The 18,078-nt window shown below is 70.9% G+C and carries 19 protein-coding genes; 8 read left to right on the top strand and 11 right to left on the bottom strand.

Going from position 1 to position 18,078, the window contains the following annotated elements; all coding sequences use genetic code 11:
• Positions 1 to 23 precede the first annotated feature (23 nt).
• Positions 24 to 566: a PPA1309 family protein gene (locus ACWGJM_RS24135; protein ID WP_453413759.1), complete on the top strand. Its 543-nt coding sequence runs from the start codon at positions 24 to 26 to the stop codon at positions 564 to 566.
• A gap of 26 nt (positions 567 to 592) precedes the next feature.
• On the opposite strand, the gene ACWGJM_RS24130 is transcribed toward ACWGJM_RS24135, so the two are convergent.
• From ACWGJM_RS24130 to ACWGJM_RS24120, 3 genes are all read right to left on the bottom strand, one after another.
• Positions 593 to 1,690 (bottom strand): YlbL family protein, encoded by a 1,098-nt coding sequence (locus ACWGJM_RS24130; RefSeq protein WP_453413758.1) that lies wholly within the window; start codon positions 1,688 to 1,690, stop codon positions 593 to 595.
• Positions 1,691 to 2,032: 342 nt separating this feature from the next.
• Positions 2,033 to 2,494 (bottom strand): molybdenum cofactor biosynthesis protein MoaE, encoded by a 462-nt coding sequence (locus ACWGJM_RS24125; protein WP_453413757.1) that lies wholly within the window; start codon positions 2,492 to 2,494, stop codon positions 2,033 to 2,035.
• Between the two features lie 469 nt (positions 2,495 to 2,963).
• On the bottom strand, positions 2,964 to 4,076 hold the full coding sequence (locus ACWGJM_RS24120) for an SDR family oxidoreductase (RefSeq protein WP_453413756.1): 1,113 nt from the start codon (positions 4,074 to 4,076) through the stop codon (positions 2,964 to 2,966).
• A 191-nt stretch (positions 4,077 to 4,267) separates the two neighbouring features.
• Here ACWGJM_RS24120 and ACWGJM_RS24115 point away from each other — a divergent pair, with 191 nt between their 5' ends.
• Positions 4,268 to 5,725 (top strand): zinc-dependent metalloprotease, encoded by a 1,458-nt coding sequence (locus ACWGJM_RS24115; protein ID WP_453413755.1) that lies wholly within the window; start codon positions 4,268 to 4,270, stop codon positions 5,723 to 5,725.
• A complete protein-coding gene (locus ACWGJM_RS24110) occupies positions 5,722 to 6,243 on the top strand; it encodes an NUDIX hydrolase (protein ID WP_453413754.1) in 522 nt (173 codons plus the stop codon). Before ACWGJM_RS24115 ends, ACWGJM_RS24110 begins: the two co-directional genes overlap by 4 nt.
• Before the next feature lie 58 nt (positions 6,244 to 6,301).
• Here ACWGJM_RS24110 and ACWGJM_RS24105 read toward each other — a convergent pair whose 3' ends face one another.
• From ACWGJM_RS24105 to ACWGJM_RS24090, 4 genes are all read right to left on the bottom strand, one after another.
• The gene (locus ACWGJM_RS24105; protein ID WP_453413753.1) at positions 6,302 to 7,057 is read right to left on the bottom strand and encodes an AIM24 family protein; all 756 of its coding nucleotides are present in this window, start codon (positions 7,055 to 7,057) and stop codon (positions 6,302 to 6,304) included.
• A gap of 15 nt (positions 7,058 to 7,072) precedes the next feature.
• On the bottom strand, positions 7,073 to 7,753 hold the full coding sequence (locus tag ACWGJM_RS24100; RefSeq protein ID WP_453413752.1) for an AIM24 family protein: 681 nt from the start codon (positions 7,751 to 7,753) through the stop codon (positions 7,073 to 7,075).
• 11 nt (positions 7,754 to 7,764) lie between these two features.
• Positions 7,765 to 9,465, bottom strand: a complete 1,701-nt coding sequence (locus tag ACWGJM_RS24095; RefSeq protein ID WP_453413751.1) for a TerD family protein — start codon at positions 9,463 to 9,465, stop codon at positions 7,765 to 7,767.
• Between the two features lie 143 nt (positions 9,466 to 9,608).
• Positions 9,609 to 10,199 (bottom strand): M48 metallopeptidase family protein, encoded by a 591-nt coding sequence (locus ACWGJM_RS24090; RefSeq protein WP_453413750.1) that lies wholly within the window; start codon positions 10,197 to 10,199, stop codon positions 9,609 to 9,611.
• Positions 10,200 to 10,448: 249 nt separating this feature from the next.
• Between ACWGJM_RS24090 and ACWGJM_RS24085 the strand changes: the two genes are divergently transcribed.
• The 4 genes from ACWGJM_RS24085 to ACWGJM_RS24070 all read left to right on the top strand — a co-directional run bounded on the left by ACWGJM_RS24085 (position 10,449) and on the right by ACWGJM_RS24070 (position 13,902).
• The gene (locus tag ACWGJM_RS24085) at positions 10,449 to 11,663 is read left to right on the top strand and encodes a TOMM precursor leader peptide-binding protein (protein WP_453413749.1); all 1,215 of its coding nucleotides are present in this window, start codon (positions 10,449 to 10,451) and stop codon (positions 11,661 to 11,663) included.
• Positions 11,656 to 13,014: an ABC1 kinase family protein gene (locus tag ACWGJM_RS24080; RefSeq protein WP_453413748.1), complete on the top strand. Its 1,359-nt coding sequence runs from the start codon at positions 11,656 to 11,658 to the stop codon at positions 13,012 to 13,014. The genes ACWGJM_RS24085 and ACWGJM_RS24080 overlap by 8 nt, the downstream gene beginning before the upstream one ends.
• A gap of 88 nt (positions 13,015 to 13,102) precedes the next feature.
• Positions 13,103 to 13,561, top strand: coding sequence for an SRPBCC domain-containing protein (locus tag ACWGJM_RS24075; protein ID WP_453413747.1), 459 nt, complete (start codon positions 13,103 to 13,105; stop codon positions 13,559 to 13,561).
• Positions 13,558 to 13,902 (top strand): ArsR/SmtB family transcription factor, encoded by a 345-nt coding sequence (locus ACWGJM_RS24070; protein ID WP_453413746.1) that lies wholly within the window; start codon positions 13,558 to 13,560, stop codon positions 13,900 to 13,902. Before ACWGJM_RS24075 ends, ACWGJM_RS24070 begins: the two co-directional genes overlap by 4 nt.
• A 156-nt stretch (positions 13,903 to 14,058) precedes the next feature.
• Here ACWGJM_RS24070 and ACWGJM_RS24065 read toward each other — a convergent pair whose 3' ends face one another.
• From ACWGJM_RS24065 to ACWGJM_RS24050, 4 genes are all read right to left on the bottom strand, one after another.
• A complete protein-coding gene (locus tag ACWGJM_RS24065) occupies positions 14,059 to 14,382 on the bottom strand; it encodes a hypothetical protein (protein ID WP_453413745.1) in 324 nt (107 codons plus the stop codon).
• Complete coding sequence (locus ACWGJM_RS24060; RefSeq protein ID WP_019072119.1) at positions 14,379 to 14,747, bottom strand: WhiB family transcriptional regulator; 369 nt, start codon at positions 14,745 to 14,747, stop codon at positions 14,379 to 14,381. The genes ACWGJM_RS24065 and ACWGJM_RS24060 overlap by 4 nt, the downstream gene beginning before the upstream one ends.
• A gap of 174 nt (positions 14,748 to 14,921) precedes the next feature.
• Positions 14,922 to 15,242: a hypothetical protein gene (locus ACWGJM_RS24055; RefSeq protein ID WP_453413744.1), complete on the bottom strand. Its 321-nt coding sequence runs from the start codon at positions 15,240 to 15,242 to the stop codon at positions 14,922 to 14,924.
• A 182-nt stretch (positions 15,243 to 15,424) separates the two neighbouring features.
• On the bottom strand, positions 15,425 to 17,605 hold the full coding sequence (locus ACWGJM_RS24050) for an ATP-dependent DNA helicase UvrD2 (protein ID WP_453413743.1): 2,181 nt from the start codon (positions 17,603 to 17,605) through the stop codon (positions 15,425 to 15,427).
• A 182-nt stretch (positions 17,606 to 17,787) separates the two neighbouring features.
• Between ACWGJM_RS24050 and ACWGJM_RS24045 the strand changes: the two genes are divergently transcribed.
• Entirely contained in the window at positions 17,788 to 18,045 is a 258-nt protein-coding gene (locus tag ACWGJM_RS24045; protein WP_453413742.1) for a mycoredoxin, read from the top strand.
• Positions 18,046 to 18,078: the final 33 nt, after the last annotated feature.

The raw sequence follows: 18,078 nt of genomic DNA, 5'->3' as shown, positions 1-18,078 counted from the left end.
GGGAACGAGGCAGGATTGTGACCATGTCCAACACTCCCATGGCAGCGAGCCCGCTCACCCGGGCCGTACTCGAGATCGACGAGTACGCCTCCGGCCTCGGCTGGGACCAGCCCGCTCGCCTTTTCGCCCTCGTAGACACCGCGCGGCTGCGGGCCCAGGAACCCTCGCTCGCGGCGCAGCTCGGCCTCCAGGACGAGCCGGAGACCACCGGTCTCACCCCGATCGAGCAGGACGAGGTTCCAACGGACCGGCCGCTCGACGAGTTCCTCGGCACCATCGCCTGGCCCGACGCGGTGGTCGGCTGCGCGCTGACCGTGGAGCGCCTGATGCTGCCGCCGTCCGCCGAGGCCCAGGTCCCCGAGGGCCTGAACGAGACGAAGCTGGCGCAGTGGGTGGCCGCCCACCCCGAGCGCCAGGAGGTCCGCATGACGGTGGCGGTGCTGCGCGACGGCACCCGCGAGTCGGCGCTGCGGCTGCGCGAGAAGGACTCCCCGACGGAGGTCCTCACCGGCCCCGAACTGGTGCCGGGGCTGACGCAGGCGCTGAGGGCGACGTTCGAGGAGTGAGCTGACTGAATTCCCGGCTGTCGGGGTCAGCCCTTGGTGGTGCACTTCGGCAGGTCGGCGGTGTGGCCGCCGCGGATGTCCTTGAGGGCCCCGAGGGCGTCCTTGATGGTGTGCACCTTGACCAGCTGGAGTCCGCTCGGGGTGTCCTTGGCGGCGGCGGCGCAGTTGTCGGCGGGCGTCAGGAAGTACTGGGCGCCCTTGTCGCGCGCGCCGACGGTCTTCATCTCGATGCCGCCGATCGGTCCGACCTTGCCGTCGTCGTCGATGGTGCCGGTACCGGCGACGAACTTGCCGCCGGTCAGGTCGCCCGGGGTGAGCTTGTCGTAGATGCCGAGGGAGAACATCAGGCCGGCGCTGGGGCCGCCGACGTCGGCGAGCTTGATGTCGATGGTGAACGGGAAGGTGTGGTCGGTCCCGGCGGAGATGCCGACGATGGCGCGCTTGGCTCCGCTGTCGTGGGAGGTCGCCGTGGTGATCTTGACGTCCTTGGTCGTGGTCGCCGCCCGGTGCTCCTTCTCGGCGGCGGCCTGCTCCTTGGCCGGGACGACCTTGAATACGACGTCCTGGCCCGGCTTGTGCTTGGTCACCAGCTTGGCGACGTCGGCCGGCTCCTTGACCACCGTGCCGTCCACGGCCTTGATCACGTCACCGGCGTGCAGTCTGCCCTCGGCCGGGGAGTCCTTGACCACCGTGGAGACGATCACCCAGGACTTCACCGGGACGCCCAGTTCCTTCAGGGCGGCGACCTTGGCGCTCTCCTGCGACTGGGTGAACTCCTCGGCGTTCTCCTGGGTGGACTGCTCCTCAGTCTTGCCGTCCGGGTAGAGCGTGTCGTGCGGCACGACCTTGCCGTCGTGGGCGAGCCATCCGTAGACGGCCTCCGCCAGGTTCATCCGGTAGTCGGCGCTGGTGACCCTGACGGTGGTCATGTTGAGGTGCCCCGAGGCCGCGTACGTCTTGTGCCCGGAGATCTGGAGCACCGGCTCGCCCTCGTGGTCGCCCAGGGTGTTCACGGTCGGCCCCGGAGACATCTCCGAGTACGGCACGGGGATGAAGACTCCCGCGCACAGGAGCGCGATCAGCATCAGGGTGGAGGCGAGCATCGTCGCGGTGCGGCGTGGCATGTCTCGACAGTACGGGACGCCCCTGTCGGCGCACCGTCAGGGCCGCGTTTGTACCGTCCCCGTCAAGTACGGGAGTGGGACCTCTCCATGGCCTCACGGAAACGGGCGTATCCGTCCAGCTCTGGACCGTCGCTCCGTGCCCTCCGTGTCCGGTTGGCCCAACTGCCCCACAAACCGGCACCGATGGCAGCCACCAGCGGAATCAGCAACCAGGCGAGCGCCGCCATGACGACCTCCCAACCCCATGTGAGCATCCGGACTGACTGATCAGCAGATTAACCTTCCGCTCTGACAACGCTCGCGGGAGGGGTCCGGTTACGCAACCGGGATACGGCAGGTGGCTCAGCAGGCGCCGACCCACTCCTCGGTGCCGTCCGAGAACTTCTGGTGCTTCCAGATCGGCACCTCGTGCTTGAGGTCGTCGATCAGCTTCCGGCAGGCCTCGAAGGCCTCCGCCCGGTGCGGACACGCCACCCCGACGACGACGGCGAGATCGCCGACCCGGAGGTCACCCACACGGTGCACGGCCGCCAGCGCCCGCACCGGATAGTCCGCTACGACCTTCTCAGCGATCCGCCGCATCTCCGCCTCGGCACTCGGGTGACACGAATACCCCAGCGCGTCGACGTCGGCACCCCCGTCGTGATTCCGCACCGTCCCCACGAACAGCGCGATCCCCCCGGCGGCATCGTCTCCGACGGCCCGGAACACCTCGTCCACCGAGAGCGCGCTCTCCCGGACACCGATCAACCTGATGGGATCCTGACCGGCACGCTCTCCGGGGTGCCCACTATTGGCTTCCATACGACCATCGTGCCGCACCCCACGAGCAACACGAAATAGCGAGGTCCCCCGCACAAGCCCGCCCACGTCGGAGCCTCCCACAGCCCCGTCCCCCGGACCCCCGTTTCCGCCAGGCACAGCGGCCACACCGAGGCCACCCGGCCCGAAGGGGGCTGGCGCACGCAGCCCCCGGTGGGGTGCAGGGCGGAGCCCCGCGGGCCCGGGGCACAGCCCCGCAGGGGTCATGCAGCGGAGCCACTGCCCCTGGCGGGGTGCAGGGGCGCAATCCCGCAGGAGTCCAGGGGCATAGCCCCCACGAGGTGCCCAGGGGCCACAGCCCCGCCAGGGGTCCAGGAGGCACGGCCCCCGGCGGCGTGCAGGGCCACAGCCCCGCCATGGGTCCGGGACGCGCAGCCCCCGGTGGCGTGCAGGGGCGGAACCCCTGGGGTCGGGGAAGGTAGGGGCGGCGGAGGGCGAGAAACCCCCTTCCTCAGATGCGGCGCCGCGCCTTCCGGGCCCGCCGCACCACGGCGGCGGCGCCCAGCAGAGCCACCGTCGCCCCCGCGGCCCCGGCCGCCGTCGCGTCCTTCCGCCCCAGCCGTCGCCCGGCAACGGTGTGCCGCCCGGAAACCTCCTCCAGGAGCTCCTCGAGGACCTCCTCGTTGGTCCACTTCGGCCGCCATCCGGCGTCGTGCAACCGGCTCCCGCTCACCACCCACGGGTACATCGTGTACGCGAGATCCCCCGCCGGCGACGGAGTCAGCCCGATCCGGTGCAACCGCGCCGCCGCCCCCAGCGCAACCGCCGACGGCAGCTCCATCCGCCGGATCCCGCTGAGCTCCTCGACCTCCTCCTGCTCCAGCCACCCGTCGCACCCGACGGCCAGCTCCCCGTCGACCTTCTCCAGAACGGCGTACTCCAGCGCCCCGCACAGATCCTCGACGTGACAGAACTGCCACGCCGGCCGCGACCCGGCCACCACCAGCAGCCGAGGCGACTCGAAGTACCGGGTCAGCGCGGTGTCCGTGCCCCCGACCAGCACCGCCGGCCGCACGACGGTGACGTTCAGCCCGGGATGCGCCCGCGGAGCGCGCCGCGCCAGCCGCTCGATCTCCAGCAGGTCCCCGACCCCGGTCGCCTCGGCCGTCGCCCGCAGCTCCGCGTCCTCCGACAGCGGCAGCTCGTTGTCCGGCAGCGCCCCGTAGACCATCGCGGAGGTGCACAGCACCGCACGGTGCACCCCGGCCGCCGCGGCCGCGGTCAGCACGGTCTGCGTCCCCCGGACGTTGTAAGCCGTACGCGCCGCCGGATCGGTCTCCAGATCCAGGTCGAGCGCGAGGTGGACGACGACATCGGCGCCCCGCAGCTTGTCCGCGATCGCCGGGTCCCGCACGTCGAGGATGTGCCACTGCGCCGCCGCGCACTCCCCGCGCCGCTCGTCGATGGCGACGACCTGCTTGACCTCGTCCGACGCGGCGAGCCGCTCGGTGAGCAGCGCCCCGACCCCGGTCGCGGCGCCGGTGACGGCGACGACGGGCCCGCGCGTGGCAGGACCGGTTGAGTGGTTTCGCGCTGCGCGAACCTGCGGATCTGGGGAACTCACCAGGCGTCTCCAGCGGTTGTCTTCAGTACGAGCGTGAGTGACGCGTACGTACCAGGTGGCATCCATCCTGCCGCAGGCCGAGAGTCGGCGAAGCATCGAGGCCCTATCGGGTCGGGGTGTCTACGCTGGGTGGTGTTGTCGGGCAGCCGCGCCGCCGGAAGAACCGGTGGCCTTACCAGCCGAGGAATCCCGTGAGTGACACCCCATTCGGATTCGGCCTTCCGCCGGAGGAGCCGGAAGACGGCGACGAGGGCAAGAAGAAGGACCAGCAGAGCGGTGGTGGGCAGGGACCGGCCAACCCGTTCGGTTTCGGCGTGCCCGGAGCCGGCGGCTTCGGCGGCCCCGGCGCCGATAATCCGCTCGCAGCCATGTTCGGTTCGCTGAACCCCACCGACCTGGGCGCCGCCTTCCAGCAGCTGGGCCAGATGCTCTCCTACGAGGGCGGCCCGGTGAACTGGGACATGGCGAAGCAGATCGCCCGCCAGACGGTCTCCCAGGGCACCCCGGACGGCGTCAAGGACACGAGCATCGGCCCCGCCGAACGCCAGTCCGCGCAGGAGTCCGTCCGTCTGGCCGATCTCTGGCTGGACGACGCGACGTCCCTGCCGTCCGGTGCCGGCACCGCGGTGGCCTGGTCGCGCGCGGAGTGGGTCGAAGCGACCCTGCCGGCCTGGCAGGAGCTCGTCGACCCGGTCGCCGAGCGGGTCGGCGCGGCCATGGGCGACGTCCTGCCGGAGGAGATGCAGGCCATGGCGGGCCCGCTGATCGGCATGATGCGCTCGATGGGCGGCGCCATGTTCGGCACACAGATCGGGCAGGCCGTCGGCGTACTCGCGGGCGAGGTCGTCGGTTCCACCGACATCGGTCTGCCGCTGGGCCCGGCCGGCAAGGCCGCCCTGCTGCCGGCGAACGTCGAGGCGTTCGGCAAGGACCTCGGCGTGCCGAAGGAGGAGGTGCGGCTCTATCTCGCCCTGCGCGAGGCCGCCCACCAGCGCCTGTTCGCGCACGTCCCGTGGCTGCGCTCGCACCTGTTCGGCGCGGTCGACGGCTACGCGCGCGGGATCAAGGTCGACACCGCCAAGCTGGAGGACGTGGTCGGCCAGTTCGACCCGCAGAACCCCGAGCAGTTGCAGGACGCCCTCCAGCAGGGCATGTTCCAGCCGGAGGACACGCCCGAGCAGAAGGCGGCTCTGGCCCGCCTGGAGACCGCGCTGGCGCTCGTCGAGGGCTGGGTCGACGCGGTGGTCCACGCGGCCGCGAAGCCCCGTCTGTCGTCCGCCGACGCGCTGCGCGAGACGCTGCGCCGCCGCCGCGCCACCGGTGGCCCGGCCGAGCAGACGTTCGCCACGCTGATCGGCCTGGAGCTGCGTCCGCGTCGCCTGCGTGACGCCTCCCGCCTGTGGGCCTCGCTCACCGACGCGCGCGGCGTGGACGGCCGGGACGCTCTGTGGGCCCACCCGGACATGCTGCCCACGGCCACCGACCTGGACGACCCGGACGGCTTCGTCCACCGCGAGCAGCTGGACTTCTCCGAGCTGGACAAGATGCTCGGCGAGGCTGCGGGCGGCTCGGCCGGGAAGCCGGACCTGAGGAAGCCTGACCTCGGCGAGAAGGACGAGGACAAGGGCAAGGGCGACGACACCGAGTGAGCCTGTACGACGACGCGGTCCTCGTGATCAAGGGTCACGAGGGCCAGGGAGAGCTGCGCCAGGCGTACCTCGACCACTTGGCGGCCCATCCGGACGGTGTGTGGAAGGCCTGCGGGGACGGTCACATCACGGCGAGCGCGCTGGTGATCGACCCCGAGGGGGGCCGCGTCCTGCTGACCCTTCACCGGAAGTTGCGCATGTGGCTCCAGATGGGCGGCCACTGCGAGCCGGGTGACGCCACGTTGGAGGCGGCGGCTCTCCGGGAGGCCGCGGAGGAGTCGGGCATCACCGGCCTGACCCTGCTGCCCGGTGGCCCGGTGCGCCTCGACCGGCACCCGATCCCGCCGCCGTGCCAATGGCACTTCGACGTGCAGTACGCGGTCCTGGCGCCGCCCGGAGCGGTCCAGCAGATCAGCGAGGAGTCCCTGGACCTGCGCTGGTTCGCGTACGACGAGGTGGCGGACGTGGCGGACGACTCGGTCGTACGGCTGCTCCAGGCCACGCGCGCCAGGCTCTGACGGCGTAAGAGTCAAGCCGTAAGGGGTGACCGCCATGGCGGTCACCCCTTACGCATGCTCAGCTCCAGACGTTCCCCTGGTTCTGTCCATGCGCCCCCTGCTGTCCCATCCCGAACTGGGCGGCGAGGCCCTGTCCGATCTGGGCGTTCTGCGGCGGCAGCAGTTCACTCGGCTGAACCAGCGCGAAGCCGCTGCCCATGAAGCTGAGTTCCCAGCCCTCGCCGGTGTTGCCCCGGCGCCGCCACACCCCGGAGGAGTGCGTCTGGGCCTGCATCTGCACGCGCAGGCCGGTGGACCAGGCGACGATCGCGTCGGCGTCGCAGTTGACGTACTTGTCGGGCGTCACCTGCATCAGCAGCGGGGAGCCCGAGGTCATCAGGGCGACCTTGCCGCGCCCGGTGATGTTGAGCTGGTACTTCCCGGAGCCGGAGATGCCGTACAGGCTGTCGACGGCGATGACCTCGTGGTGCAGCGAGGAGTCCATGGCGAGGACGTAGCTGCTGTCGACCGTCAGCCCGTCCTGCTCGACCTCCATGACGTGGACGTGCTGGGCCAGGTTGGCCAGGTAGACGGTGCCCTGCCCGTGGCAGCGCATCAGGTCCAGGCCCTCGCCGGTGTACGCACGCGCGCGTGCCTGGTTGTTGCTGCGGTACTCGGCGTCGAACTCGACCAGGCCCTGATAAGCGACCATGGTGCCTTTGCGGGCCAGGATGTCGTCGTGCCCCTCCAGGGTGACGCGGAGCATCTGCTTGTTCTGCAGGCTCCAGCGCTCCTGCGTCTGCAGGTCGTTGTGGGCGAAAAGCGGGCTCTGCATGGTGTGTGCTCCCCCTCAGCCCCGGATCCGGAGGCGGTCGGTGCTGTCCTCGCTGGGCTGGACGACGACGATGCCCTGGCCGGAGAAGGCCATCTGGTAGGCCTCGCCGCTGCCCCTGCCGATCAGCGACTGCGCCTTGAAGCTGCGCTTGCCCTTGACCTTGAGGTTCGGGGACCAGGCGACGAGCGCATCCGGGTCGACGTACGTCTCGTCCTCGCCGCCGCCGCAGTCGACGACGATCGGCTTGCCCCGGGAGGTGAGGGCGACCCAGCCCTGCCCGGAGATCTTGGTGTTCCACAGGCCCTGCCCGGCGAACTTCGCCAGGCCCTTGACCCGCTCGACGCCCCAGGTGAGATGCGCGTCGAAGGCGAGCAGGTTGGTCGCGTTGACGGAGATGCCGTCGCCGTTGAGGTTGATCACGACGACGTTCGCCCCGTAGTCGGCGAGGTAGAGCAGGCCGTCGCCGGTGCACTTCATCAGGGGGGCGCCCTCGCCGGTCATCCAGTCACGTGCGATCTGGCGCACGGCGGGCGGGTTGGGCTCGTACTGGATGAAGCCCTCGTAGGCGACCATCGAGCCCACGCGCGCGAGGAGGTCGTTTCCGGTCTGCATGGCGACCTTCAGCATGTGGCTGCCGTGGTTCTCCATGCGGGCGGTGACGGGTGCGGGGGCGTAGCCCGCGAGCGGCTGGTTCATGACGGGCTCCCTCAGACCTCGTACGGCTGGACGACGATGAAGTTGCCGGGCGCGCCCCGGAACTGCAGGTTCACGCTCTCCCCGGTGTCGCCGGGGTAGGCGTTGCGGCGCATGCGCACCTGGCTGGAGACGATCACCTGGGAGGCGGCGGACCAGGCGACCACCGCGTTGCAGTCGGCGAACGTGGTGGGCGTGACCGGCAGGACGACCGGTGCGCCGTGGGTCTTGACGACGATCGTGCCGGTGCCCTGGAACTGCATGGTGAACAGGGCGCCGCCGGGGATGCCGTGGCCCTCGATGCGGCGGACCTCGTACTGGAGGCTCTCGTCGAAGGCGAGCACGTTCTCGGCGGAGACGCAGATGGCGTCGCCCTGGAGCTCGACCGGGTGCAGGTGCGTGGAGTTCTCTGCGAAGAACACCTGGCCCTGGCCGGTACAGCGCATCAGCTGCATCTCCTGGCCGGTCGCGTTGCCGACGAGCCGGCCGGCGAAGCCCGCTCCCTTGTAGCTGAAGTCGACCTTGCCCTGGTAGAGCACCATGCTGCCCTGGCGGGCGAGCACGGGCTGGCCGCCGATGCCGAGGTCGACGCGGATGAGCTTCTTGTTCTGCTGCGTCCAGCGCTGCCCGGTGGGCGTCTCCTTGAACTGCTGGAGCGCGGCGCTGACACCGGCACCCTGTGGGGCGCCCTGGGGCACGCCGTACGGCGCGGTCTGCTGGCCCGGGACCTGGCCGAACGGCGGCTGCTGGCCGTAGCCGGGGGGCTGCGTGGGCTGGCCGTAGCCCGGCGGCGGGGCCGGAGCGTGCGGGGCCTGCGGGGCGTGCGGGGCCTGCGGCTGGCCGTAGCCGGGGGGCAGGGGCGCGCTCGGGGCGGCGGGCTGGCCGTACTGAGGGGCCGGGGCCGGCGGCGCGACCGGGCCGGTGGGCGGGGTCAGGGGGGCGATGACGGTCGGCGCGGCGTGCAGGTTGGGCGCGGGTGCCGGAGCCGGGGGCTGGGTGGCCGCGTGCGGCGGCGTGAAGCCCTGGGGGGCGGGTGCCGGAGCGGGCTGCGGCGCGGGCACCGGAGCGGGGGCGGGCGCGGGTGCGGCCGGGACGCCGAACGCGGGCGGCGCGGTGGCCTGGGCGGGCGGGGCGAAGCCGGGCGCGGCTCCGGCCTGCGGCTGCTGCGGGGCGGCGGGCGCCTCCTCCTCGAGCACCTCACCACCGAAGTTCTTCAGCAGCGCGTCGAGGCCGCCGTCGAAGCCCTGTCCGACGGCAGCGAACCGCCACACGTCCTTCAGGTAGAAGTCACCCAGCATCACGGCCCGTTCGGTGGAGAACTCCGAGCCGTTGAACGAGTACCGGGCCACTTCCTCGCCGCCCGCCACGATGCGCAGGTGTCCGGGGCCGACCTGCGACATCTGACCGGCGCCGTCGACGGTCGCCGTGAACGACAGCTTCTGGATCTGCGGCGGGACACGGTCCAGCGTGATCCGGAAGGATTCCGTGTCACCCGCCTGCGCGCCCAGGAGCTGGACGGCCTCCTCGGGGGACTTCGGCTGGTTGAAGAAGATGAAGTACCGGTCGTCGGAGAGACGTTCGTCGGCGTCGAGACCGAAGCAGCTGATGTCGAAGGTCAGCCCGGGGGCGGAGATCTGCACGCCTACGTACAGATCGGTGCCCGCCGTGAGGTCACTGATCCTGGCCTTGTGGCCCCGTTGGAATTCCCTGGCCATGCGTTACGACCGTCCCCCATCCCGAATGTGAGTGCGTCGCGCCAGGCTAACGGCAAACCTTGAGACCGGACGAAGTCGGTACAGACCCGGTACACAACCGTGGTCGGCGTCCGTCGGGGGTCGCGACACACCAACCGGTCAGCTCACCGCGTACCGGGCACATGGGGCAACCGCTCGGCGGCGACCACTCCTTCGAGGTAACCGCGGGCCCGTTCGGTGCGCGGGTAGGCCTCCAGCAGCTGCCAGAAACGCGGGCCATGGCCGGGTACGAGCAGGTGTGCGAGTTCATGGAGGAGGACGTAGTCGACGACGTACTCGGGCATGCCCTGAAGCCGGTGCGAGAGCCGGATGCTGCCCTCGGCGGGAGTGCACGAGCCCCAGCGCGTGTTCTGGTTGGTGACCCAGCGCACGGTGGCGGGCCGGGCCCGGCCGCCGAGGTACTGGGCCGACAGCCGCTGTGCGCGCTCGGACAGTTCGGCGTCGTCCAGTACCCGCTTGCTCTCCTGGGCCGCCAGTTTGTCGAGCATGACGGTCACCCAGCGCTGCTCCTCCGCCTCGGACATCCGGGCAGGGATCAGCACCACGGTGCGATCGCCCTCGCGGTACGCGGAGACCGTCCGGCGTCGCCGGGCGCTCCTGCGGACCTCGATCGCGCTCGCCCCCGAGCCGCTCGGCGGCTGGCTCGTCGTGCTGCGCTGTGGCTTTCCGGCGCGGTGCAGTGGGTCGGCGGACACGCCCCGACGTTACCCGTTGCGCATGCGGGAAGTCCCGGGTCCGGAAGGGTTCCCGGCCGATCCCCCGCCATGCGTTTGATTCGTACGACCGCTGCGGGCGGGTGATTTATATGACGAACCGCGCCGCTTGTGGACAACTTCGGACACTCGCCCGCCGAACCGGGCATGCTGGCACTCGTCGGCGGAGCGTGACCGGCTCCGCCGCCCGGGAAGACGTTCGGGACTTTTCCAGGACTACGGGGGCCTGTGATGCATCCGATGGTGAAACCCGCGCTCCGGCGCGGCTGGCGTGACCTCAATACCGTGCAGTTCGGGATGACTCCGGCGCACGCGATGACACTCGGTCCGATGGACACGGCGACCGGCAGTTTCCTGGAACTGCTGAACGGCACTCGCGGGCTGCCTCTTCTGCGCGAGGAGGCACGCCACATGGACCTGCCCGACGGCCATGTCGACGGGCTCGTACGAAAACTGACGGGGGCGGGTCTCCTCGACGACGCGCAGGGGGGCGGGCCGGGCGCCGACGCGCTGCGCGCCAAGCCGGACGTCCTCGACCGGCTGCGGCCGGACCTGGCGTCGCTGTCGCTGACCGCGTCCGAGCCGGGAGAGGCGATCGCCCGGCTGGCGGCCCGCCGCTCGCAGCGCGTGCAGATCAGGGGCGCCGGCCGGGTCGGCGCCCTCCTGGCCTCCCTGCTGTCGGGGGCGGGCGTCGGCGAGGTGGACGTGCGTGACGTCGGGTGCGTCGAGCCGTGGGACGTGGGGCCGGGCGGGTTGCCGGTCGAGTCCGTAGGCGAACGGCGGGCCGAGGCCGTGCGGCAGGCGGTGCGCAAAGCGGCCCCGGGGCGGCTGTCGCGTCGTATCCGGCGGTCGCAGTCGGAGAGTGGTGAGCCCGGCTTCTCCCTGGTGATCCTCGCTCCGCGGGACGACGTGACCGTGTACGCCCCCGACCCGGCCACGGCCGAGCCCCTGATGGCTTCCGGGACGCCTCATCTCCATGCGGGTGTCGTGGAGGGAACCGGCATCGTGGGCCCCCTCGTCCTGCCCGGTGAGACGGGCTGCGCCGGATGCCTGCACGAGGGCCGTACAGACCGGGACCCGGCCTGGCCCCGCCTGGTCGCGCAGTGGCGCTCCGGGAAGACCCGGCCCGTGCCGCCATGCGACCTGACCCTGGCGACGACGGTCGCCGGCCTCGCGGCCGCGCACGCCCTGGCCTTCCTGGGCGGTGGATCACCGTCGAGCGCGGGGGCACGCTGGGAGGTCTCCGCACCCGGTCTGAACTGGCACGCCCGGCCGATCTGGCCGCATCCGGCATGCCCGTGCGGGGCCGCGGACAGAGGTAAGGGGGAACACTCCTCCACGGACGAGGAGCCGCACGAGACAATGGCGGTGCAACGGCCGTCGACGAATCGACGAAGCACGACAGACGCGACGCGGCCGACTGGGACTTGGAGGGCGCATGTCTGATCTTCCCCGGAAGGCGGTCACCCGGACCGCCAAGCTCGCCGCGCTCCCGCTCGGCTTCGCCGGGCGGGCGACCTGGGGCCTCGGCAAGCGAATCGTGGGCGAGTCCGCGGAGATCGTCGGCCGGGAGCTGCAACAGCGGACGGCCGAGCAGTTGTTCAAGGTCCTCGGCGAGCTCAAGGGAGGGGCCATGAAGTTCGGGCAGGCACTGTCCGTCTTCGAGTCGGCCCTGCCCGAGGAGATCGCCGGCCCCTACCGGGCCGCCCTGACGAAGCTGCAGGACGCGGCTCCGCCGATGCCGACCCGCACGGTGCATTCGGTGCTGGAGGAGCGGCTGGGGCCACAGTGGCGTGAGCTGTTCCTGGAGTTCGAGGACAAGCCGGCGGCGGCCGCCTCGATCGGACAGGTGCACCGGGGGCTGTGGCACGACGGCCGCGAAGTGGCGGTCAAGGTGCAGTACCCGGGGGCGGGCGAAGCCCTCCTGTCCGATCTGAACCAGTTGAGCCGTTTCGCCCGTCTACTGGGCCCACTCATCCCCGGCATGGACATCAAGCCGCTGATCGCGGAGCTGCGGGACCGCGTCTCCGAGGAGCTGGACTACGGCCTGGAGGCGCAGGCCCAGCAGGCCCACGCGGAGGAGTTCGCGGACGACCCCGACGTCGTGGTCCCGGCGGTGGTGCACCAGTGCGATCAGGTGCTGATCACGGAGTGGATCGACGGCATCCCGCTCTCGGAGGTGATCTCGGACGGCAGCACGGAGCAGCGGGACCGCGCCGGCCAGCTCCTGGCCCGCTTCCTGTTCTCCGGCCCGGCCCGCACGGGCCTGCTGCACGCCGACCCGCATCCGGGCAACTTCCGTCTGTTGCCCGACGGCGAGGACAGCTGGCGCCTGGGCGTTCTGGACTTCGGCACCGTCGACCGCCTACCAGGGGGGCTGCCGACGCCGATCGGCGACTCCCTGCGCATGACCCTGGAGGGCAGCGCCGAGGGGGTCTACGAGCTGCTGCGCACCGAGGGCTTCGTCAAGGAGTCCATAGACCTCGATCCGGACGCGGTCCTGGACTACCTCCTGCCGATCATCGAGCCGGCCCGGGCGGACGAGTTCACCTTCACCCGCTCCTGGATGCGCAGCCAGGCGGCCCGCATCGCCGACCCTCGCTCCCCCGCCTACCAGCTGGGCAAACAGCTCAACCTGCCCCCCGCGTACCTCCTCATACACCGGGTGACGCTGAGCACCATCGGGGTGCTGTGCCAGCTGGGGGCGACGGTACGGCTCCGCGATGAGTTGCAGGAGTGGCTGCCGGGGTTCGCCGAATCCGAGGAAGCGACGGAGGAGCCGGCGGCGGAGGCGTGAGCGGCCCACGATGTGCAACCACTCAGTTGCACATAGGGTTGTTGGTATGCAACCTTTAGGTAGCACTTCCGGACGAGAAGAGGTTGCCATGGTTCCCGACACGATCGAACGCGGCATAGTGATCGACGCCTCCCCGGAACGGGTCTGGTCGGTACTCACCGAGCCCTCCTTCCTCGGCCGCTGGTTCGGCAACGGGGAACCGGTCAAGATCGACCTGCGCCCCGGTGGCCTGCTGCTCTTCGATCATGGCTCGCACGGCACCATTCCCGCCCGCATCGAGCGGGTCGAGCCGCCGCGCGCCCTGTCCTGGCGCTGGTCCCAGGGTGCGGCCGGAGAGGAGCCCGACGACACCAATGCCACCCTGGTCGAGTTCACCCTGACCACGGAGGACTCCGCTGGAGGCACCCGGCTCACCATGGTCGAAAGCGGCTTCGCGCGGCTCGGGCTGCCGGGCGAGGAGACAGCCGTCCGCCACCGCGCCAACAGCCGGAACTGGCCCGGCAAACTCGATCACCTGCGCACGGACTGCGAGCACGACACGACATGACCACCAGCACCGACACCGAAGGGGCGCCTGAGGACATCCTGGTGGCCCTGGCCGATCCGATCCGCCGTCAGATCCTCGCCACCCTCGCCGGACAGGGCGGCACCACCTCGACATCGCTGGCGGCAGGGCTTCCCGTCACACGGCAGGCGGTGGCCAAACACCTGGCCGTCCTCGACCGCGCCGGGCTCGTCCGCGCCCACCGCACCGGACGCGAGGTCCGCTACGAAGCCGAGTTGCACCCGATGAAACGGGCGACACGCTGGATGGACGCACTGGCCGCCCAGTGGGAGCATCGTCTGCGAGCGATCAAGGACCTGGCGGAAGAGACTCCGGGACCCTGAAACCCCGCACTCCGTCGGGCGCCTCACCAGGCGGGGTGCCTGCCAAGGCTCGGTCGGCACAACGCACCGTGGGGGCCGGTCCGTTCGGACGGACCGGCCCCCACGGGGAGCTACCGCCTCCCGGACCCGGGAGGCCACCGCTTCAGGTGTGATCGGTTACTGCATGACCGCCATGGCGAGCGCGCGGCGGGCGCGCAGCGAGGCGCGCTCGGCCCGGCGCTGCATCCGGCGGGCGGACACCAGGCGTACTGACTGGCGTTCCCGCTCGGCCTCATGCAGTCGGTCGTGCATATGCGCACGAGCCAGGGCTTCTGGGATGAGTTGCATCTCTCGGGTCCTGTTCTGACGCGAGTCGGTCGCGCCGGTGGTGGAGAAGTCTGGAGTCGCGGAGCCTGCGGGCTCGCTGGTGGACGGCTTCATCGGGGCCTGCTTCTTGGGGTCGTGCGTGAGGGGGCGGTCGATCGTTCCTGCGGTGTTCATGCCGTGACCGGGTTCTTGCGCGGGCGGCCACGCGGCCGCTTCCGGGCGACGACGACACCCTGGACGAACAGCTCGCCACCCCAGACGCCCCAGGGCTCGCGCCGCTCCTTGGCCCCGGCGAGGCAGGCCTCGATCAGCGGGCAGGTGCGGCAGAGGGACTTGGCGTACTCGACGTCCGCCGGCGACTCGGCGAAGAAGACCTCCGGGTCGTAGGAACGGCAGGGGACGGGTACGCCGAGGTTCTCGATGGCGTCGTCGAGCGCGGTGAGCGCGGTGAGCGGGGTCAAGGTGGAGTCCTCCGTGAGGCCGGGCGGGGGGATCGTTTCGGAAGGCGGTACGGACGGGGCGTGCGCTTCGAGTTGCACGGTTCGTCTTCCTCGTCTGGTCGGTCCGGCCGGTTGACCGGGTGTCGGCTTGGTACCGGGTTCTTTTCTTGTCCCGAGGCCCCTTCGTTCCGCCGTCCCCGTTCAGGGAAAACAGAAGGGCCGCGGATCCCGGATGGGGTTCCGCGGCCCTGAAGGCGCCGGCCTGATCGGCGATCAGGCTGGATCACTCCAGGGTTCTGGCCCACGGAAGGCCCACATCAGGTGATGCTTCGTCGTCTGCTTCCGGAATCCGGCACCGGCCGCCGCAAAGGCATAGGCCTGGGCCTGTGCCGCTACTGCTTCCAGTGCCTTGGTCGGTCGCTCATTGCGCTCACGGACGGGAAGGCCCGCGATGACAACGGAGGACGCCGGACGCACGGCAGAGATGCCGGACAGACCGGTGCCCAGGTTCGAGACGCCGAGCATGCACAGGGAGACGGCCGAGCGATCGGTCATTTTGGCCGTGCTGATGATGCTGGTGTTGATGCTGATCACTGGACTCGCCTCCTCTCGGCGTCTCAGGAACTGGGGTGAACCAGCCCGTTCGGATATGCAAGTACATCACGGAATCAGGGCCTTGGAGAAGGCCGCCGCTTCCGTGCCTAGAACCTATGGGGATTGCCGGGGCATGCGCAAACTATTTTTTCGACGAGTTCGCGTCAGCCACCCCCGCCTTCTCAATCAGCCTGCTGGCCTGCGCAGATGGCCAGGACATCGGCTCCGTAGCGGTTGAGCTTGCGCACGCCGACGCCGGGGATGCGGGCCAGCTCCCCGTCGTCCCCGGGGACGGTCTCGGCGATGGCCATCAGCGTCTTGTCAGTGAACACACAGAACGGCGGCTGTCCGCTGTGCCGGGCCTGCTCCGCGCGCCACTCGCGCAGTCGCTCGTAGAGACCCTCGTCCATGTCGGAGGGGCAGTCCTCGCAGCGCATCAGCTTCATCTCGCCCGCGTCGGTGAGCGTGCGTCCGCACACTCGGCAACGGGCCGGGGTGCGCTGGGTCCGCCGCGGGGCCGCTGCCGTGGAGCCGTTCACCGCACCGCGCTCTACACCCCCGGAGGCCCCGGCGGCCGAGCGGCCGAGGGTGGTGGCCGAGCCGGGGCGCAGTCCGTCGAGGAAGCGGCTCGCTCGGCGGACGGGGCGGCCGCCGGGCGATCGAGCCAGCGCCCAGGAGACGTGGAGCCGTTCTCTGGCACGGGTCACGCCGACGTAGAGCAGGCGCCGCTCCTCCTCGATCTGCTCCTCCGTCTTCGCGTAGGTGATCGGCATCATGCCCTCGGCGGTACCGACCAGGAAGACGACGTCCCACTCCAGGCCCTTGGCGGAGTGCAGCGAGGCGAGGGTGACGCCCTGGACGGTCGGGGCGTGCTGGGCGTTGGCCCGCTCGTCGAGTTCGGCGACGAAGTCCCCGAGCGTGGCGTCGGGTCTGGCGGCGGCGAAGTCCTGGGCCAGGTTGACCAGGGCGGCCAGCGACTCCCAGCGCTCCCTGACGGCGCCGGAGCCGGCCGGGGGCTCGCTGGTCCAGCCCTCGCCGGAGAGCACCGCGCGCACCTGGGACGGCAGGGTCACGACGTCGTCCAGGAGGGAGTCGTTGCCGCCGAAGCGGGCCGCGCCGCGCAGCGCGATGCCCGCCTTGCGGACCTCGGGACGGTCGAAGAAGCGCTCGGCGCCGCGCAGCTGGTACGGGACCGCGACGTCGGCGAGGGCCTGCTCGTAGGTCTCGGACTGGGCGTTCGTGCGGAACAGGATGGCGATCTCGGCGGCCGGGACGCCCGCGTCGATGAGCTCGCGGATCCGGCGGGCGGCGCCTTCGGCCTCGGCGGGCTCGTCGGCGTACTCGGCGTAGACGGGCTCGGGGCCGGGGGCTCGTTGGGAGACCAGTTCCAGCCGGTGGTCGGCGGCCCGGCCGTGCGCCTGGGCGAGCAGACCGTTGGCGAGGTGGACGACCTGGGGGGTGGAGCGGTAGTCGCGGACCAGTTTGACCACCGTGGCACCGGGGTGCCGGGTGCGGAAGTCGAGGAGGTGGTCGGGGGTGGCACCGGTGAAGGAGTAGATCGTCTGGCTGGCGTCACCGACGACGCACAGGCTGTCCCGCTCGCCGAGCCACAGCTCCAGGAGGCGCTGCTGGAGGGGGCTGACGTCCTGGTACTCGTCGACCACGAAGTGCTGGTACTGGGAGCGGACCTGGTCGGCGATGTCGTGGCGGTCCTGGAGGATGGCGACGGTCAGCAGCAGGACGTCCTCGAAGTCGATGACCGCGCGGTCGCGCTTGAGGTCCTCGTAGACGGAGTAGAGCTGGGCGACCTCGGCCGGGTCACGGGGGGCCGCACGGCCGGCCTTGGCGGCGGCGGGCGCGTAGTCGGCGGGCACGGTCTGGGTGACCTTGGACCACTCGATCTCGGCGGTGACGTCCCGCAGCTCCCCCCGGTCGAGGCGGATGCGGCAGGCGGCTGCCGCGTCCGCGACGAGCTGGATCTTGCGGTCCACGAGCCGGGGCATGGAGCCACCGATCGCTTTCGGCCAGAAGTACTGGAGCTGGCGCAGCGCGGCGGAGTGGAAGGTGCGGGCCTGGACGCCCTGCGCGCCGAGCTGGCGGAGCCGGCCGCGCATCTCGCCGGCGGCGCGGTTGGTGAAGGTGACGGCGAGCACGCTGGAGGGCTGGAGGACCCCGGCGCGCACCCCATAGGCGATGCGGTGGGTGATCGCCCGGGTCTTGCCCGTGCCGGCGCCCGCCAGCACGCACACCGGACCGTGCAGGGCGGTGGCCACCTCGCGCTGCTCGGGGTCGAGCCCTTCGAGCACCGCGTCGGCAGAGTCCGGTACCTGCGGGAAGAGGGTGGAGTGCGTTGCTGCTGTCACATGGCCATGCTGCCAGGTCGCCGGAGACGGCTGTGGCGGTTGTCCACAGGGAGGGTCCCGTAGTCGTACTAATGCGGCAGGCATCACGTCGGGCCGCATACCCCCTGTGGGAATGGGGGCCCGGTCGTGTGCGTTCCCTCCCTGGACGACCTTCCCCGAGCTGCCAGAGGAGCGCGAGCGAGATGCAGGGCACTGTGACGATGTACAGCACCACGTGGTGCGGCTACTGCCGTCGGCTGAAGAACCAGCTGGACCGCGAGGGCATTGCGTACACCGAGATCAACATCGAGCAGGACCCGGAGTCCGCGGCGTTTGTCGAGAAGGCGAATGGCGGAAACCAGACGGTTCCCACTGTTCAGGTAGTTCCCTCCAGTGGTGGCGCTGAGGTCGTGATGACGAACCCGAGCCTTGCGCAGGTGAAGCAGGCGCTTGGCGTCTGACTCACATGACGCACATGACCCCCGACCGGCCTG

This window comes from Streptomyces sp. NPDC054834, assembly GCF_053611185.1.
This window is presented reverse-complemented; position numbering and strand designations above follow the sequence as displayed.

Bases quoted from the DNA above. Each gene is read 5' to 3' on its own strand.
- ACWGJM_RS24135 (WP_453413759.1), top strand. From the start codon at position 24: ATGTCCAACACTCCCATGGCAGCGAGCCCGCTCACCCGGGCCGTACTC.
- ACWGJM_RS24130 (WP_453413758.1), bottom strand. From the start codon at position 1,690: ATGCCACGCCGCACCGCGACGATGCTCGCCTCCACCCTGATGCTGATC.
- ACWGJM_RS24125 (WP_453413757.1), bottom strand. From the start codon at position 2,494: ATGGAAGCCAATAGTGGGCACCCCGGAGAGCGTGCCGGTCAGGATCCC.
- ACWGJM_RS24105 (WP_453413753.1), bottom strand. From the start codon at position 7,057: ATGCAGAGCCCGCTTTTCGCCCACAACGACCTGCAGACGCAGGAGCGC.
- ACWGJM_RS24100 (WP_453413752.1), bottom strand. From the start codon at position 7,753: ATGAACCAGCCGCTCGCGGGCTACGCCCCCGCACCCGTCACCGCCCGC.
- ACWGJM_RS24095 (WP_453413751.1), bottom strand. From the start codon at position 9,465: ATGGCCAGGGAATTCCAACGGGGCCACAAGGCCAGGATCAGTGACCTC.
- ACWGJM_RS24085 (WP_453413749.1), top strand. From the start codon at position 10,449: ATGCATCCGATGGTGAAACCCGCGCTCCGGCGCGGCTGGCGTGACCTC.
- ACWGJM_RS24080 (WP_453413748.1), top strand. From the start codon at position 11,656: ATGTCTGATCTTCCCCGGAAGGCGGTCACCCGGACCGCCAAGCTCGCC.
- ACWGJM_RS24075 (WP_453413747.1), top strand. From the start codon at position 13,103: ATGGTTCCCGACACGATCGAACGCGGCATAGTGATCGACGCCTCCCCG.
- ACWGJM_RS24070 (WP_453413746.1), top strand. From the start codon at position 13,558: ATGACCACCAGCACCGACACCGAAGGGGCGCCTGAGGACATCCTGGTG.
- ACWGJM_RS24065 (WP_453413745.1), bottom strand. From the start codon at position 14,382: ATGAACACCGCAGGAACGATCGACCGCCCCCTCACGCACGACCCCAAG.
- ACWGJM_RS24045 (WP_453413742.1), top strand. From the start codon at position 17,788: ATGCAGGGCACTGTGACGATGTACAGCACCACGTGGTGCGGCTACTGC.